This window comes from Fictibacillus arsenicus (assembly GCF_001999465.1).
Taxonomy (GTDB): domain Bacteria; phylum Bacillota; class Bacilli; order Bacillales; family Fictibacillaceae; genus Fictibacillus; species Fictibacillus arsenicus.
In genome coordinates, this window is the sequence record NZ_MQMF01000001.1 from 1252234 (window position 1) to 1268612 (window position 16379).

Annotated in this window: 14 protein-coding genes; 4 read left to right on the forward strand and 10 right to left on the reverse strand. The window is 42.8% G+C overall.

Annotated features, from left to right (window positions below; all coding sequences use genetic code 11):
- Positions 1-3 precede the first annotated feature (3 nt).
- The 4 genes from UN64_RS06145 to UN64_RS06160 all read right to left on the reverse strand — a co-directional run bounded on the left by UN64_RS06145 (position 4) and on the right by UN64_RS06160 (position 5733).
- Complete coding sequence (locus UN64_RS06145; protein WP_077360690.1) at positions 4-1143, reverse strand: acyl-CoA dehydrogenase; 1140 nt, start codon at positions 1141-1143, stop codon at positions 4-6.
- Positions 1144-1392: 249 nt separating this feature from the next.
- Positions 1393-2226, reverse strand: coding sequence for a 3-hydroxybutyryl-CoA dehydrogenase (locus UN64_RS06150; protein WP_425590097.1), 834 nt, complete (start codon positions 2224-2226; stop codon positions 1393-1395).
- 33 nt (positions 2227-2259) lie between these two features.
- Entirely contained in the window at positions 2260-3444 is a 1185-nt protein-coding gene (locus tag UN64_RS06155) for an acetyl-CoA C-acetyltransferase (protein WP_077360694.1), read from the reverse strand.
- A gap of 156 nt (positions 3445-3600) precedes the next feature.
- Positions 3601-5733 (reverse strand): heterodisulfide reductase-related iron-sulfur binding cluster, encoded by a 2133-nt coding sequence (locus tag UN64_RS06160; RefSeq protein WP_077360696.1) that lies wholly within the window; start codon positions 5731-5733, stop codon positions 3601-3603.
- Between the two features lie 202 nt (positions 5734-5935).
- Here UN64_RS06160 and cls point away from each other — a divergent pair, with 202 nt between their 5' ends.
- Positions 5936-7120, forward strand: a complete 1185-nt coding sequence (cls, locus tag UN64_RS06165) for a cardiolipin synthase (protein WP_077360698.1) — start codon at positions 5936-5938, stop codon at positions 7118-7120.
- Positions 7121-7369: 249 nt separating this feature from the next.
- Positions 7370-8323 (forward strand): UV DNA damage repair endonuclease UvsE, encoded by a 954-nt coding sequence (gene uvsE, locus UN64_RS06170; protein ID WP_077360700.1) that lies wholly within the window; start codon positions 7370-7372, stop codon positions 8321-8323.
- Here uvsE and UN64_RS06175 read toward each other — a convergent pair.
- From UN64_RS06175 to UN64_RS06195, 5 genes are all read right to left on the reverse strand, one after another.
- Positions 8316-9089 carry an alpha/beta fold hydrolase gene (locus UN64_RS06175; RefSeq protein WP_077360702.1) on the reverse strand — a complete coding sequence of 258 codons (774 nt, stop codon included), beginning with the start codon at positions 9087-9089 and terminating at the stop codon, positions 8316-8318. The genes uvsE and UN64_RS06175 overlap by 8 nt on opposite strands.
- A 7-nt stretch (positions 9090-9096) precedes the next feature.
- Positions 9097-9267, reverse strand: a complete 171-nt coding sequence (locus UN64_RS06180; RefSeq protein ID WP_066294023.1) for a XapX domain-containing protein — start codon at positions 9265-9267, stop codon at positions 9097-9099.
- 93 nt (positions 9268-9360) lie between these two features.
- On the reverse strand, positions 9361-9909 hold the full coding sequence (locus UN64_RS06185) for a DinB family protein (protein WP_077360704.1): 549 nt from the start codon (positions 9907-9909) through the stop codon (positions 9361-9363).
- A gap of 247 nt (positions 9910-10156) precedes the next feature.
- On the reverse strand, positions 10157-11827 hold the full coding sequence (gene argS / locus UN64_RS06190; RefSeq protein WP_077360706.1) for an arginine--tRNA ligase: 1671 nt from the start codon (positions 11825-11827) through the stop codon (positions 10157-10159).
- A complete protein-coding gene (locus UN64_RS06195) occupies positions 11824-12264 on the reverse strand; it encodes a YwiB family protein (protein ID WP_077360708.1) in 441 nt (146 codons plus the stop codon). Before UN64_RS06195 ends, argS begins: the two co-directional genes overlap by 4 nt.
- Positions 12265-12486: 222 nt before the next feature.
- Between UN64_RS06195 and UN64_RS06200 the strand changes: the two genes are divergently transcribed.
- On the forward strand, positions 12487-13503 hold the full coding sequence (locus UN64_RS06200; protein ID WP_077360710.1) for an NADP-dependent oxidoreductase: 1017 nt from the start codon (positions 12487-12489) through the stop codon (positions 13501-13503).
- A 264-nt stretch (positions 13504-13767) separates the two neighbouring features.
- Here the strand turns inward: UN64_RS06200 and UN64_RS06205 are convergent, their stop codons facing one another.
- Entirely contained in the window at positions 13768-15516 is a 1749-nt protein-coding gene (locus UN64_RS06205) for a PAS domain-containing sensor histidine kinase (protein WP_077360712.1), read from the reverse strand.
- Positions 15517-15746: 230 nt separating this feature from the next.
- Between UN64_RS06205 and UN64_RS06210 the strand changes: the two genes are divergently transcribed.
- Positions 15747-16370 (forward strand): AmiS/UreI family transporter, encoded by a 624-nt coding sequence (locus UN64_RS06210; protein WP_077360714.1) that lies wholly within the window; start codon positions 15747-15749, stop codon positions 16368-16370.
- Positions 16371-16379 lie beyond the last annotated feature (9 nt).

Genomic DNA, 16379 nt, shown 5'->3' on the forward strand with positions numbered 1-16379 from the left:
CTCTTACCCTAGTAGGTGTTTGCTGAGTACCATTCGCTGAATTTCACTTGTTCCTTCGTAGATCTGACACACTTTCGCATCACGGAACAGTCTTTCCACCGGATATTCTTTCGTGTAGCCGTATCCGCCGTATACTTGCACAGCTTCGATCGCTGATTTCATCGCTGTTTCTGAAGCAAAAAGTTTTGCCATCGACGCTTCTTTTCCACAAGACATGTTGTTTGTCTTTAAGTCTGCCGCACGATACGTTAACAGTTTTGCAGCTTCCACTTCTGTCGCCATGTCAGCCAGCTTGAACCCAAGGCCTTGATTTGCCCCGATCGGCTTGCCGAACTGTTTTCTCTCTTTTGCATAATTCGTTGCATATTCTAAGGCAGCTTCTGCGATACCCAAAGATTGTGCAGCGATACCGATCCTGCCCACATCGAGGTTGCTCATCGCAATCTTAAAGCCTTCACCTTCATTGCCAAGCAGATTTTCAGCAGGAACACGTGCATCCTCAAAAACGATCTCGCACGTGTTTGATCCGCTCAACCCCATTTTTTTCTCTTTTTTTCCTACTGAAAACCCTGGCGTATCTTTATCTACGATGAAGGCCGAGATCCCATAGCTGCCTTTGTCTGGTTCCGTTGAAGCAAACACGATATATACATCCGCTTCGCCTGCATTTGTAATAAAAATCTTTGAACCGTTCAAGATGTAGTGATCACCTTTTTTTACCGCTCTCGTTTTTAAGCTTGCAGCATCAGAACCTGAACTCGGCTCTGTTAGTCCGAACGCACCAAGGTACTCTCCACTCGCTAACTTAGGAATGTATTTTTTCTTTTGTTCTTCATTCCCGAAATAAAGGATCGGATTCGTTCCGACACTTGTATGCACAGATAAAATTACACCGATCGTCGCGCTTACTTTAGATAACTCGTTAATCGCGATGATGTATGATGTAAAATCCATTCCTGCACCATTATACTCTTCAGGGATCGGAATACCCATAAGCCCAAGCTCCGCCATCTTCTTAATCAGATGACGCGGAAACTCTTCTGTCTCTTCCATATGTTCAATGGCGGGTGCTATCTCTTTTTGCGCAAAATCCCGTACCATCTTCTGCATCATCTTTTGTTCTTCCGTAAACACGAGGTTCATGCTCTCTCCCCATTTCCTTATTGAAATGCTGAAATGACCGGTTTGCCCCGACAAGCACTTAACTCTTGACTGAAGACACGCTTTTTATGTCACAAGGCAAGAGAAAAGTGACCTCGAGGGGCTGGTCATTGAAGCTGGATCTTAAATCTACCTTGAAAAGATGCAGCAAGCATATGTGTTGATCTGTCTTTCTCATAAAAACAAAACAGCATTTTGTCTTTGTGTGGGGTCAGACCCCTACCCCCACCCCTATGCGTAGGTGTAGAAGCCTTTGCCTGTCTTCTTGCCTAACCATCCAGCTTTTACGTACTTTCTTAAGAGCGGGCACGGGCGGTACTTATCATCGCCGAAGCCTTCATGCAGCGTTTCCATGATGTACAGGCATGTATCGAGTCCGATAAAGTCTGCTAGCGTCAACGGTCCCATCGGGTGGTTCATTCCGAGTTTCATAATCTCGTCAACCGCTTCTGGTGTTGCAACGCCTTCGTAGACTGCGAAGATTGCTTCGTTGATCATTGGCATTAAAATGCGGTTTGAGATGAAACCAGGGAAGTCGTTTACTTCTACGGGTACTTTTGAAAGTTTCCTCGATACCGCTTCGATGGTTTCGTAAACATCATCAGACGTTTGCAAACCGCGGATGATTTCTACTAGTTTCATAACCGGAACTGGATTCATGAAGTGCATGCCGATCACTTTTTCAGGACGTTCTGTAGCTGCTGCAATTTCTGTAATCGGAAGAGAAGATGTGTTTGATGCTAAAATCGTGTGGTCTGGCGCATACTGATCCAGCATTTTAAACAGCTGCGTTTTCACGTCCATGTTCTCCACGACCGCCTCGATTACGAGGTCTGCTTTAGATGCATTCTCTAGAGATACCGATGTTGTCAGACGGGAAAGAATCGTTTCTTTTTCACTTTCCTCCATGCGTCCTTTTTCAACTTGGCGATTTAAGTTCTTCTGAATATTTCCGAATCCTTTTTCTACAAATTCATCCTTAATATCATGTAAAATCACATCGTAGCCTGCCATGGCACAAACTTGTGCGATCCCTGATCCCATCTGTCCTGCGCCAATCACCATAATTTGATTTATGCTCACTTACTCTTCCTCCTTTTATGCTTTTACTTCTACTAAAATCGCGTCACCTTGACCGCCGCCTGAACAGATCGAAGCGATCCCAAGTCCGCCGCCGCGTCGTTTTAATTCATGGATCAATGTAAGAACGATGCGTGTGCCGCTTGCTCCAATCGGATGACCAAGCGCTACTGCGCCGCCATTTACGTTTACTTTTTCAAGATCTAACCCTGCAAGCTCTGCACTTGTTAAAGCGACAGCTGCGAATGCTTCATTGATTTCAAAAAGGTCGATTTCTTCTAACGTTTTTCCTGTTTTCTTTAAAAGCTCTTTAATGACAAGCCCTGGCGTTTTTGGGAAATCCTTTGCCTCAACTGCGATTGCTGTGTGACCTAAGATCGTCGCCATCACTTCTTTTCCTTCTTTTGCAGCGCGTTCTTCACTCATCACAACGACTGCAGCCGCACCGTCATTTACTCCTGGCGCATTTCCTGCTGTAATCGTTCCATCTTGTGAAAAAACAGGTCTTAATTTTGCGAGAGACTCAACAGAAGTATCCTTTCGCGGCGATTCATCTTCTGAAACAATGATCGGATCACCTTTTCGCTGAGGAACTTCAACAGGAACGATCTCTTCAGCAAACACATTGTTATCTGCCGCTTTAACAGCAAGGCTGTGACTTCTGTATGCCCACTCGTCTTGGCGCACACGTGAGATCTCCATCTCATTTGCCACATCGTTTCCGTAGATGCCCATATGAACCCCAGTGAACGTGCACGTCAAACCGTCATGCACCATAAGATCTTTCACAGAGCTGTCACCCATTCGAAGACCCCAGCGTGCTTTCGGTAAAATATACGGAGCATTGCTCATGGATTCCATTCCGCCTGCTACGATCACTTCTTCATCGCCTGCACGGATGATCTGATCTGCCATCGTAATCGAACGAAGACCTGAAGCACATACTTTGTTGATCGTCTCGGTCTTTGTTTCCCAAGGCAGTCCTGCTTTTTGTGCAGCCTGACGAGAAGGAATCTGGCCTTGCCCGCCTTGAAGAACACATCCTAAAATCACTTCATCAACCGATTCAGGAGAAACACCTCCGCGCTGAAGCGCTTCTTTAATTGCGATTCCACCTAAGTCGGAAGCAGTCAAAGAGCTCAATCCCCCGCCGAATTTTCCTACTGGTGTACGTGCCCCGCTGACGATTACTGATCTAGTCATACAAAAACCTCCCGTATTTATTGAACTCTCTTAGTAAACGCTTTCAAAAGAATCTTTTTAAAGACCCTGGACTTGCCGAGCGAACGCTCAGTCACCTAAAAATCAAGCATGAAGCTGCCGGCACAAAACCAGGCAGCTCATACATATAAAATTCAATTACTGAAGAACTTCTTGTTTTTGCGTGCCAAACAAAGATTTCTCCAAGATTTCCACAACATCTAACGTTTGAACTTGATCTTCCACTTCCTTCGCTTTCGTTCCATCACTTAACATCGTTAAACAGTATGGACATCCGCTTCCGATCATGGTTGGATTAACAGCTAGGGCCTGCTCTGTACGAGCGACGTTTACACGCGAGCCTGCTTTTTCTTCCATCCACATCATTCCTCCGCCAGCTCCGCAGCACATTCCGTTTTGACGGTTGCGGTCCATCTCAACGACCTTAACGCCCGGAATGGCTTTTAAAATATCACGAGGCGGCTCGTATACTTCGTTATAGCGGCCAAGGTAGCATGAATCGTGATACGTAATCGTTTCATTTACTTCATACTTAGGCTTAATTCTTCCTTCTTTGATCCATTCAGCCAAAAGCTCCGTATGGTGATAAACTTCTGCCTTCAGACCAAACTCAGGATACTCATTTTTAAAGGTGTTATAAGCATGCGGGTCGATCGTAATGATCTTCTTCACATCATGCTTTTCAAACAATGCGATGTTTGCATTCGCCATCTCTTGGAACATGAACTCGTTGCCAAGACGGCGTGCAGTATCACCTGAGTTTTTCTCTTTGTTACCTAAAATCGCATACGTGATACCCGCTTCGTTCATGATCTTAGCAAGTGAAAGAGCAATCTTCTGTGAACGGTTGTCATAAGCACCCATCGAACTTACCCAGAACAGATACTCGAACTCTTCCCCTGCTTTTTCTTTCTCTTTTACTGTTGGAACGACGATATCTTCTTTCAGTTCACGCCAGTTCTCACGCTCTTTTTTCGAGATCCCCCAAGGGTTTCCTTGCTTTTCAATATTCTTGATCGCACGCTGCGCTTCAGGATCCATCTTTCCTTCCGTCAAGACAAGGTAACGGCGCATATCGATGATTTTATCTACGTGCTCATTCATTACCGGACATTGGTCTTCACAGTTTCGGCAAGTCGTGCATGCCCAGATTTCTTCTTCAGTCATCACTTCGCCAATCATCTCAACGTCATAAGAAAGAGCAGATGAACCGTCAGTTGCTGCAGCCGTTTCCTGTGCTCCTTGACCTCTCGCTTCAAATGCGATCTGGTTGCCTTTTGTGTTTGAGAACGCAAAGGCTGGCATCCAAGGTGTGCGGGAAGTAACAGCAGCTCCCTTTTCTGTTAAGTGATCACGCAATTTCACGATCATATCCATCGGTGAAAGCATCTTCCCTGTGCCTGTCGCCGGACAAACATTTGTACAGCGTCCGCACTCTACACAGGCATAAAGGTCAACAAGCTGCTTCTGATTGAAGTCTTCAATCTTGTTAACACCGAAAACTTCCTGTGTCTCATCTTCAAAATTGATTGATGATAACTTTCCTATTTTATCTTTACGGCCAAGCCACACGTTAAGCGGACCAGCAATTAAATGTGCGTGCTTTGACTGTGGTACATACACTAAGAATGTTAATAAGAACAGCAAATGGATCCACCAGGAGATGAAGAATACAACAGCAGCTCCCGTTTTTCCTAAAAAGCCAAGACCCATTGCAAGTCCTGATGCAATAGGCGCCGTCCATTCGTACGGAAGGTCGTGCCAAATAATTTCGGCCGCGTTTCCGAGCAAAACGGAAAGCATCAAACCGCCGATGAACAATAGAACGAGACCTGATTTAAAACCGCGCTTTAGACGGACAAGCTTTTCAACATATCTTCTGTAGAAAGCCCAAACGACCGCAACTAAAATCATCGTCGTTACGATCTCCTGGAAGAACGTAAACCCAGGATAAAGCGGACCTAAAGGCAGATGGGAGCCAGGTGCAAGCCCTTTCCATATAAAATCAATCGCTCCAAACTGGACTAAGATAAATCCATAAAAGAACATAACGTGAATAATTCCGCTTTTTTTATCTTTTAAAAGCTTCTTTTGTCCAAAGACATTGACTAGCACTGCTTTAATTCTTTCTTGTACGGTATGATTAAACTCTACTTTTTTACCAAGCTTTATAAATTCATACCTTGTTTTAACCACATAAGCGAACAAAAATAGTGCGTAAGCGGTTACAAAAAGAAACGCAATCCAGTTTGCAATCATTAAGCCGTCCATCACTTTCTCTCCCTTCCAATGCTGCTATTCCATATTTCTTTCTCTTTCAACTATTCTAATAAAAAATAATTTTCTGACATCATTATATCATAAAAAATAAATGAATGAGCATTCAGTCGGATTTAATTGTAAAATTTTTTAGTGCTTTTATTTATGCAGGGTATACTAATACGAAAGTTTGCAGAAGGAGGAGTTATTTCAGATGTGGATCGTTCCTTTACTAGCAATCCTATGCATCTTAGCATGGATTGATTTTTATTTTGGCCATAAAAAACAAGTCAGTCTGGAATTGCCTCCATCGACGGCAAAAGGAGAAATGCAATTTTTATCAACCGGCTATCATTTTTTTGATGCACTTTTTGATGATATAAAGAATGCAGCTGAATATATTCACATTCAATTCTATATTTTGCGTGATGATGAACTTGGACAAGAGCTTTGTTCTCTTTTAATCCAAAAAGCACAGAAAGGCGTTAAAGTCAGGCTGCTGCTCGACCTTCTAGGAAGCCATGGGGTTAAAAAAGAAACCATCCAAACATTAAAAAAAGCCGGCATTCATTTTCAATACAGCAACAAACCTGGATTTCCCTATTTTCTTTATCGGGTCAACCACCGAAATCATCGTAAAGTAGCTATTATTGACGGGAAAATCGGGTATGCAGGCGGTTATAATGTCGGGAACGAGTATATCGGAAAAGATACCAAACTCGGGGATTGGCGTGATTACCACATGCGCTTAAAAGGGTCTGTCGTTGGAGCGCTTCAGCAATCGTTTAATAACGATTGGAATGTGGCTTCTGGAGAAGATTTAAAAATAGTCGCTGCAACGGGGATGGCTGATTTATCCCATAAAGATTTTATGCTCGTTCATTCTAATGGAAGTGCGGTCTACCGATTCTTTTATGAAAAGATTCAGCGTTCGAAAAAAAGCATCTTAATTGGTTCACCTTACTTCATTCCGGGTAAAAAGATGAACAGGGCACTTCTCAGGGCTTTAAAAAGAGGCGTCAAACTCACATTGATCGTTCCGATGAATCCCGATCATGCTCTTGTTCAAGAAGCATCCTATATCTATTTAAAACCGCTCTTAGAAGCTGGCGCAGAAATCTATCAGTTTCACGAAGGGTTCTATCATTCAAAAGTGCTGATGTTTGATGAACAAATCTGCGATATTGGAACGGCGAACTTTGACTTCCGCAGCTTCTTTTTTAACGATGAAATCAACTGCATATTTACAGACAAAGATTATATTCAAGAAGTAAAAAAGGTGATTGAATCCGATCTGGCACGATCTGAAAAACTGACGCTGAAACGGCTTAAAAAAATCCGAACCCTTAAAGTCCGCCTCAAGGAAGCAGCCGGGTTTATTATTTCGCCATTCTTATAAGCAATCTTGTCGTTGTAACCATAGAGGCTTGAGTGAGAGGTTGATTTGCGCTCCAGGATACTCGCTTTCCGCGGGGCGGGCGGTGAGCCTCCTGCCGCTTTGCGCCTTTAGGCGTCTCACCTGTCCCACTCGTCCCGCAGGAGTCTCGCACCTTACGCTCCAATCAACTTGTCAATGAAGTGTATCAGAAAAAATCATAAGCAACCGTTTTAGAGAAGAACTTTTAATAAAGACATTAGGGGGCCGAAAATGCTTACATCCTTTGGTTTTGTTTCGACGGCTCTCAACTTATATGAAGCCTCGCCAGCAAAAACGATGACATTCGCTACATACCAAAAAAGAGACAAAAAGGAACGGGAAGCCCAGCTCTTGGCTATTACTAAAAACAATTTGGAGCGCACACTGCGTGTTCTCCATTATTGCATCGCGCACGAGCTGCCTCTATACCGAATGTCCTCGTCTATCGTTCCGCTTGCTACGCATCCAGAAGCTGCGTGGGATTATTTAAAAAAGACCAAACAGGAATGCAAAGAGATCGAGAAACTCGTGAAGAAATATAACCTTAGAACGAGCATGCATCCCAATCAATTCACGCTTTTCACAAGCCCTCGTCCTGAAGTCACTGTAAATGCCGTGAAGGATATGCAATATCATTACGATCTATTAAAGGGAATGGGAATTGAGGACCGGAGCTACATTAATATTCATGTCGGCGGTGCTTATGGAGATAAGAAAACGGCTTTAGAGAGATTTAATGACAATATTAAAATGCTGCCACCAGACGTGAAAAGCCGTATGACGCTTGAGAACGACGATAAGACGTTCACGACTGAAGAAACATTGGAAGTTTGTGAAAAAGAAGGGGTTCCGCTCATGTTTGATTATCACCATTACAAAGCGAATCCTGGCGATACGCCTTTAGAAGAGCTGCTTCCCCGTTTTGTTCAGACTTGGAAAAATACAGGGCGACCGCCGAAAGTGCATCTTTCTTCACCGAAAGACGAAAAAGCATATAGGAGCCACCACGACTTTGTCAGTCTGGATTATGTGCTACCCTTTTTTAAGATGGTATCAGCGTTCACCGATGAGCTCGACGTCATGATTGAAGCTAAACAAAAAGACCGCGCAGCCCTTCAGCTCATAAGCGAGCTTGAAAAGGTACGCGGTTTTAAAAGAATGAGCGGCGGAACGATTCTTATGTGAGACTGGATACAAAGCGTCTGATTTCTGAATTAAAGCTTTCAAAATGCTTAATCGGAAGCTGATGCAATGCTTTTGCCAGCATGACAAACTGAGCTCGCTGATGAACGTTTCTCTGGAACAGATTTCTGTAATAGTGCATATACTCCGCTCGGTCTCCATATAGAAAAAGAAGCGGAAACTGCCATTCCTTTACTTTTTCTGTACAGTTAAACGACATGCTCTCCTTATAATAGCGCACCCACGTAGGGCGATCAGTCCGTTTATGATAAAAGAACATCTCTTTCTTTTCATGCTCGGTGTTAGAATGCGTATTTACAAGAATCTGATTTAAAAGGGCTGGTGTGCTTTTTGCCAGCCTTATTCCTGTTTGGAACTGTTTTTTCAGTGTAAACGTGGAGACTTCCGAAAATCCTCCGCTTAAAATAAGTCCTTTTGTTCGTTCAGGGTATTTGACTGCAAAGGCTTGAGCAATCGATCCTCCTGATGAATAGCCGCATATCACGGCTTGATCGATCAGCAGGTGATCGAGAAGATCTGCTACGTCCTCAGCGAGATCATAAATCGTAAAAGTCTCTGAGTCTTTAGCAGTCGACCTGCCATGACCCCTTATGTCTGGAAAAATGGTTTGGCAGACTAAGGAAAGACTTTTTTGATAGGCGAACACGAGATGACTCATGCCAGGGGGATGCAAAAAAACGACAGGTGTTCCCTCTCCCAGCTTTTCATAATAGATTTGAAACTCTGATGTTAGTCCTGCTAAAGCCATAATATCCTCACTTTAAAAAAGTCGCAGCTACCCATCCGTATAGCTGAAACCCTAAATAGATTCCGACAATCCCCATTATTCCCGGAAGAGCAGGAGGTGCGGGAATCGGCAATTTGAACATTGCAAACACAAATCCTACAACGGCACCCGTAATGATCGATAAAAGAATTAATTTCATCTATATGTACCCCCTAGTCAAATCGAGTTTACCAAATCTATCTCTTAATAATATGGCTCGATGTGCAAACAATATCCCTTATTCATCGTGCTATTATTTTTTTGACAGCTCATAATGTTTTTTGATGATTCGTATTTGGCCACGGTGACTTAGTTCGTCTTCAAAAACATGAAACCATTTGAAGTAGTTGTTTGAAATTTCGTTTTCCCACCAAGGAGTCGTCTCATAAAGCCATGAATCTGGAAGCTGTCTAAAGAGCTCCAGCGTTTTTTCGCGCGTTTTAGCCATGTCTTCTAAATAGAATTCGGCTGGATTCCCCGAAATAATAGCTGCTGCCTCTCCTAAATCCAACGCAGGCTGAAGCGTGTCTGCATATCGTTCGATTTCTTCATCCGGCAAGTCTTTTCCCTCAGTCGTTAAATACTGATAAATCTTCTCCACTGCCACTAAGTGAGCGAGAAGCATTCCGATCGAGTTCCCTGTGCCGTTGATTCTAAAATCGAGCGCTTCCACAGATAGATCCTGAACGCCTCTTATCGTTGTTTCTCGCGTGTATTCCATCATACTAATCAATGTCGAAAAATCCTTCGAATACCCTTCGATCTCACCAATTACAAACGGGCTTTTGCTTGATGTTGTCATAAAAAATTCCCCCTATGCTGTAAGATGCTCTATTAGAATTCAAGAAATGAAGGGGATTTCCTTTTTCAGGATTAAAGAGGGCACTGAACTCTCAGAGGCGAGCATAAATCGCCCAGGACGAGCATAAATCCCAACGAACGCGCATAAATCCCGACGAACGCGCATAAATCCCGACGAACGCGCATAAATCCCGACGAACGCGCATAAAAAGAAAAAACCTGCCGGCAGACAGGTTTTTTTAATCGTATTACATACGTTCTGGAGCTTCTACTCCGACGATGTTCAACGCATTTTCGATTGTAATTTGTGTCGCTTTCATTAAAGCAAAACGCGCTTCGGATTTTGCTTTATTTTCTGGATCGAGAACACGTTCTGCGTTATAGAAGCTATGAAGAGCTGAAGCCAGCTCGAATACATAGTTCGTCACGCGGTGAGTTAGAAGTTTTTCAGACGCTTCATTAATAACCGCAGGGAATTCTCCGATTTTCTTCAAAAGCTCAAACTCTTTTTCGGAATCGACCTGTGACAGGTCTACATTTCCATCATAAGAAAGACCCATTTCTTCCCCTTGGCGAAGCATGCTGCAAACGCGGGCATGTGCGTATTGCACGTAGAATACTGGGTTTTCATTTGATTTTGAGACCGCTAAGTCCATATCAAAATCAAGATGAGTATCGTTTGAACGCATCGCGAAGAAATAACGAGTTGCGTCGATGCCCACTTCTTCCATCAATTCACGTAGTGTAACAGCTTTCCCTGTACGCTTACTCATACGAACTTTTTCTCCATTTTGGAAAAGAGAAACAAGCTGGATGATCATCACGTCAAGCTGTTCTTTTTTGTAGCCTAAAGCTTGGATCGCCGCTTTCATACGAGGTATATAACCGTGGTGGTCAGCTCCCCAGATGTTGATCAGCTTTTCAAACCCGCGCTCAAATTTATCATTATGATAAGCGATATCTGGTGTTAAATACGTGTAAGAACCGTCATTCTTAATCAGTACACGGTTTTTGTCATCACCGTAATCTGTCGTACGGAACCAAGTTGCTCCTTCTTCCTCATAAACAACATCTTTTGCTTTTAACTTCTCTAGCGCAGCATCGATTTTTCCGTTTTTGTAAAGAGACGTTTCTGAGAACCACACATCAAAGTCCACGCGGAATTCAGCCAAGTCTTCTTTCAGTTTTTCAAGTTCACGTTTCAAACCGTATTCACGGAAAAAGCTTACACGTTCCGTTTCATCTTTATCCAGCCAAGAATCGCCGTACTCTGAAGCGAGATCTTTTCCGAACTCAATAATGTCGGCACCGTGATAGCCATCTTCAGGCATTTCTTTATCCTTGCCTAGCGCCTGGAAGTAGCGGGCTTCAATGGATGTTGCCAAGTTGTTGATCTGGTTTCCTGCATCATTAATATAAAATTCACGGGAAACATCATAGCCCGCATAATCAAGGATATTACAGATCGTGTCACCAACCGCAGCCCCACGCGCATGACCTAAGTGAAGCGTTCCTGTCGGGTTCGCAGATACGAACTCTACCTGAACTTTCTTGCCTCCCCCAATTTCAGTGCGTCCATAATCCTTGCCTGCTTTTAAAACAGTCGGTACCAGCTCTGTTAAATAAGAATTGTCCATGTAGAAATTGATGAATCCAGGACCTGCGATCTCTACCTTTGAGATCGACGCGCGTGTTTTATCAAAATTTGCAACAAGCTCATCCGCGATCATGCGCGGCGCTTTTTTCGCAATACGCGCAAGCTGCATCGCCATGTTCGTCGCAAAATCTCCGTGTGCTTTATCTTTCGGTACTTCAAGAACCACTTCCGGCAGTTCTTCTTTTTTAGCGAGTCCTGCTTTAACTGCCGCTTCTTCAATCTCTTCTTTTAACAGGTGCTTGACCTGGTCAAGGATATTCATGCTTTTGCCTCCTGAAAATTAATCTTGATCCGATGTGTTCCTGTATGTTCACCCTGCAGAACCAGTTCGTATGCGAGTTTGAGATCGCCTGTTTGATTTTGCTGATTCCACCGGAAATTCATTTCGTGTGTGGTGGTTTCCATCCAAAGCTGGCCATAAGGGCTGTCGTACATCCCTTTTGTTGTCTGGCCGATTAAATATTTCTGTTTCATAGATACACTGCCTGAGCGGATGATCAGAATTCCAGAGTGTGTGATTTTAATAACATTATTGACAGAACCCGCACCTTCTATCTCTTCCTTATATTGAAGATAAGTCACGTCGCCTCTCTTATAGAGCTTTCCGTCTGTCTCGGTGTAATGCTTTTCTTTTTCACCGCTAAAATGGACTTCTGAACTTATTGCAAGCGCAACAGACAATTCCGTATCTTGATCCATGCGAACAACACTTCCTTTTTTGGTGTAACCTTGCCTTTAACTTACCTATTATAAAAGATTTCACTGCTCCCATTCAACCTTATGGGTGTACTTTAAGAAAATCATTTCTTTTTAGAAGTAATTTTATCCCTATAAAAACGAAAATGAGCGTTTGTTTTGGCATGAGATTTGTTTGCAGGTATGATGGCAACGAGAAGTAGAATTTAGATTAAGAGGAGGAAGATGATGAAAAACGAAAGAATTTTACTAGTGAACCGTCCAAAGGGAACTCCGGGAAAAAGTGACTTCCGCTTTGAAGAAACAGCAATTCCAGAACTTGAAAATGATCAAGTGTTAGTGAAAACAATCTATCTTTCTGTAGATCCATATATGAGAGGACGAATGAACGATACAAAATCGTATGTACCTCCTTTTGAATTAAACGAAGTCATTTCAGGCGGTGTCGTTGGCCAGGTGATTCAATCCCGTTCAGATGAGTTGGCTGAAGGCGATTTTGTAATCGGCAACCTCGGCTGGCAAAAATACAATGCTGTAAGTGATGCTTCCGTAAGAAAGCTTGACCCTTCTATTGCCCCGCTTACCGCCTATCTTGGTGTATTGGGCATGACCGGCCTAACTGCATATTTCGGTCTCCTTGATATCGGCAATCCTCAAGAAGGTGAAACGGTTGTTGTCAGCGGTGCAGCTGGAGCAGTCGGAACGATCGTTGGACAGATCGCTAAAATCAAGGGTACGCGAGTTGTCGGGATCGCCGGGTCTGATGAGAAAGTTAGTTATTTAAAAGATGAGCTCGGTTTCGATGAGGCGATCAACTATAAAACAGATGATGTTTATAAAGCGCTGAAGACTGCATGTCCAGATGGTGTGGATGTGTATTTTGATAACGTTGGCGGCGAGATCTCTGATCATGTTCTTCGCCAGATCAATAAAGGTGCGCGTATTGCCATCTGCGGTCAGATCGCACTTTATAATCTAGAAAAAATGGACGTAGGACCGCGCATCCAAAGTCAGCTTCTGATCAACAGCGCACTTATGAAAGGGTTCATTGTGAGCGATTATGCAGCTCATTTTGAAGAAGGTGCCGTTCAGCTCGCTAAATGGCTAAAAGAAGGCAAGCTTACTTACAGTGAGAACATAGTTGAAGGCTTCGAGAACACGATAGATGCCTTTTTAGGATTGTTTTCCGGGGAAAATACAGGAAAACAGCTAGTAAAAGTTGCAGAGCCGGAAAATCTATAATTAATCGTTATGATGAAGGCTGTTTTCAACCTGAAAGAAGGTTGGAAACAGCCTTTCCTTATGGGCGCAGACGATGAATCCAAAAGTTTGGTGGGTGAATCCAAAAATTTTTGCTCTCAATCCACAAAAAACTAGCCTCAATCCAAAAGTTTTTGCAGTTTATCCACAAGTCGACACTCGTCGACATTTTTCGTCATCTGCACCACCCCAATTAACTAAAAAAAGACCGCAGTCCAAAAAGTGCTGCAGTCCACCTAAACTTATTTAAACAGGCAATATCATACTAACAGTCGTTCCTTTGCCTTCTTCACTATGAAACTTAAGCTCGCCTTTATGCTCTTTCATAATCTTTGAACTAACCATCAAGCCAAGTCCGGTTCCTTTTTCTTTTGTTGTGTAAAAAGGTTCCCCAAGTCTTGCTAAGCGGTCTGCCGGAATTCCGCATCCTTGATCTTTTACGGTCACGTGAATGCAATCATCTATCATTTTCCCTTCAATGGAGATGATTCCACCCTTTTCCATTGAGTCCATTGCATTTTTAACCACATTGATCAGCACTTGCTTCAATTCATTTTCCTCAGCTATAATAAGCGGCAGTTTTTCACATAAATCACTTTGAATTTCTACATTTTGTACAAGTGCCTCTGGCTGAAGCAAAGTTTCTACAAACTCAACGAGCTCCCGAAGCGATGTTTTTTTGTAAGACTTCGCTTGAGGTTTTGCCAGCAATAACAGCTGCCCCATGATCTGATCGATGCGATTCAGTTCTTTATGCATGATGTTGTAGTAGTTCGCAGCGTCGAGCTGTTCGCACTCCTGAAAAAGCTGAATGAAACCTTTTAAAGATGTTAAAGGATTTCTGATCTCATGCGCTACTGATGCAGCAAGCTGGCCGACGATTGAAAGTTTATCAGATTGTCGGAGCATTTCCTCGGACTTTTTACGTTCTGAAATGTCACGGGTAACCCCAATGATCTCAACCACATTTCCTGTATCATCCGCAATGCTTTTACAAGAGGTTTCGAGCCAGACGAAATGTCCTTCCTTATGCTGCAGCCTGAATTGAACAGTTGCTGTGCATGGCCCTTCCAACAATTGCTCATGGCCTTTCCGTGCCGCATCTTCATCATCAGGGTGGAGAATCCAATAGCCTGATTTACCGATCAGCTCTTCTGCCTTTCTTCCAAGAAGCGTCTCACAAGCAGGGGATATATACGTATATGTGCCGTCCATCGTATGTGTGGTGATCATATCCATCGCATTTTCAGCGAGCAGCCTGTATCTCGCTTCACTCTCTTCAAGCAGCACACGGGATTCGATCTTTTCCGTTACTTCCCTGCCAAAAACGAGCAGGTTTTTCCGCGAGCCATCTGGATTAAACACGGGAATTTTATAGACATCAAAAAAGCGCGTTCTTCCGTCTCTTGCTGGCACAAATTCTTCACAACGAACAATTTCTTTTGCCTGCCAGACTTGTTCATCCGTTTCAATGCAATATTGAAAGACATCTCGAAAGAAAGGCTTAATCTCTGCAAGGTCAGCATCAGTTTTTCCTGTAAAATCAAATCCGGGCAGTTCAAAGAGCTTGCCGACAAATTCGTTTGCAAACAAAAAGCGTCCGTTTCCATCTTTTATCCCAATAAAATCCGGAACAATGTTCATGAGCGTTTTTAATAATGGCTCTTGGCAGGAGTGAACGATCGCAGGCTGCTCTTTCAATATAAAATACCGATAGAAATCTTCCTTAACAGGCAGCAACCCTTCACTGACCTTCACGCTTATAAAGCCTTTTGCTGTTAAAAGGGTTCCATCTACTCCATCTTTATGACGCAAAACGATTTCATCAATAGACTTTCCTTTAAAAAATACTGCGTCTTCTGTCAGTTCTAGAAAATGCTGATTCACTGCAGCAACATTCATGCTCGGTGCAACAAGTACAACTGCTTCTGAAAGCTGGTCTATAAAATTCTGTATATATTTCATATCTCTTGTAATCGCTTCCATTCCGATCATTCCCTCCTTTTCGCCGGTATTTATCTTATTTTAACTATAGCAAAAATGACTAAAATATATAACAAATTTCGACATTTTCCGATATTTTCATAAGAAACGTCATACAAAACACTTATATTTCTTTAAGTCCCCATTGATTTACTTTTATTCTTTCTATATATTTATTGAATGTAGGAGGTCAGACCTCTTATTGTCTACAATTAAACTTAAAAAGTAATGAGGGAATTCTTATGGGTGCTATCGGGTTATTGTTCTCTGGTGCGGCATTGTTTTTGAACAGTTTAATGCTGCTCGGTAAAGCTGAAGATAAAAGTGTAGCGTTTTTTAATATATTAGTTGGACTCTTGCAGGTCATAACGCCGATCTATCTAATCATCACATCTGACCAATCGAACTGGTCGATGTTCAACAATGGGGCTGTCTTTTTATTTGGCTTCACCTATCTCTATTTAGGTGCAACAATCTTGAAAGGCTACGATTGGAGCGGTCTTGGCTGGTACTCCCTATGGGTTGCGATGATGGCGCTCGTATATGCGGTTGTATTTTACATTAAAGAAAACGATGTACTTAACGCTCTTATTTGGGTGATGTGGGCCTTTTTATGGTTCTTGTTCTACTTATCATCTGCTCTTAAAAAGCCATATGAAGCTTACATCGGAAGAGTCGCTTTTGTTCAATCATGGGTGACATTGACGCTTCCATCACTATTCATGCTGCTGGATATGTGGCAGATCGTAAAGCTTCAGCAACTGTGGATCTATATTTGTTTAGCATCATTCCTATATTTTGCAGTGGAAGCTATCCTTTTCTTTAAAGGGAAAAAGGAAGAACAGCTTCAAGAAGTAATACAATAATAAAGTTGA

What these genes read in the sequence shown, in the direction of transcription:
- UN64_RS06145 (WP_077360690.1), bottom strand. Translation starts at nt 1,143, where the DNA reads ATGAACCTCGTGTTTACGGAAGAACAAAAGATGATGCAGAAGATGGTA.
- UN64_RS06150 (WP_425590097.1), bottom strand. Translation starts at nt 2,226, where the DNA reads ATGGTGATTGGCGCAGGACAGATGGGATCAGGGATCGCACAAGTTTGT.
- UN64_RS06155 (WP_077360694.1), bottom strand. Translation starts at nt 3,444, where the DNA reads ATGACTAGATCAGTAATCGTCAGCGGGGCACGTACACCAGTAGGAAAA.
- UN64_RS06160 (WP_077360696.1), bottom strand. Translation starts at nt 5,733, where the DNA reads ATGGACGGCTTAATGATTGCAAACTGGATTGCGTTTCTTTTTGTAACC.
- cls (WP_077360698.1), top strand. Translation starts at nt 5,936, where the DNA reads ATGTGGATCGTTCCTTTACTAGCAATCCTATGCATCTTAGCATGGATT.
- uvsE (WP_077360700.1), top strand. Translation starts at nt 7,370, where the DNA reads ATGCTTACATCCTTTGGTTTTGTTTCGACGGCTCTCAACTTATATGAA.
- UN64_RS06175 (WP_077360702.1), bottom strand. Translation starts at nt 9,089, where the DNA reads ATGGCTTTAGCAGGACTAACATCAGAGTTTCAAATCTATTATGAAAAG.
- UN64_RS06180 (WP_066294023.1), bottom strand. Translation starts at nt 9,267, where the DNA reads ATGAAATTAATTCTTTTATCGATCATTACGGGTGCCGTTGTAGGATTT.
- UN64_RS06185 (WP_077360704.1), bottom strand. Translation starts at nt 9,909, where the DNA reads ATGACAACATCAAGCAAAAGCCCGTTTGTAATTGGTGAGATCGAAGGG.
- argS (WP_077360706.1), bottom strand. Translation starts at nt 11,827, where the DNA reads ATGAATATCCTTGACCAGGTCAAGCACCTGTTAAAAGAAGAGATTGAA.
- UN64_RS06195 (WP_077360708.1), bottom strand. Translation starts at nt 12,264, where the DNA reads ATGGATCAAGATACGGAATTGTCTGTTGCGCTTGCAATAAGTTCAGAA.
- UN64_RS06200 (WP_077360710.1), top strand. Translation starts at nt 12,487, where the DNA reads ATGATGAAAAACGAAAGAATTTTACTAGTGAACCGTCCAAAGGGAACT.
- UN64_RS06205 (WP_077360712.1), bottom strand. Translation starts at nt 15,516, where the DNA reads ATGATCGGAATGGAAGCGATTACAAGAGATATGAAATATATACAGAAT.
- UN64_RS06210 (WP_077360714.1), top strand. Translation starts at nt 15,747, where the DNA reads ATGGGTGCTATCGGGTTATTGTTCTCTGGTGCGGCATTGTTTTTGAAC.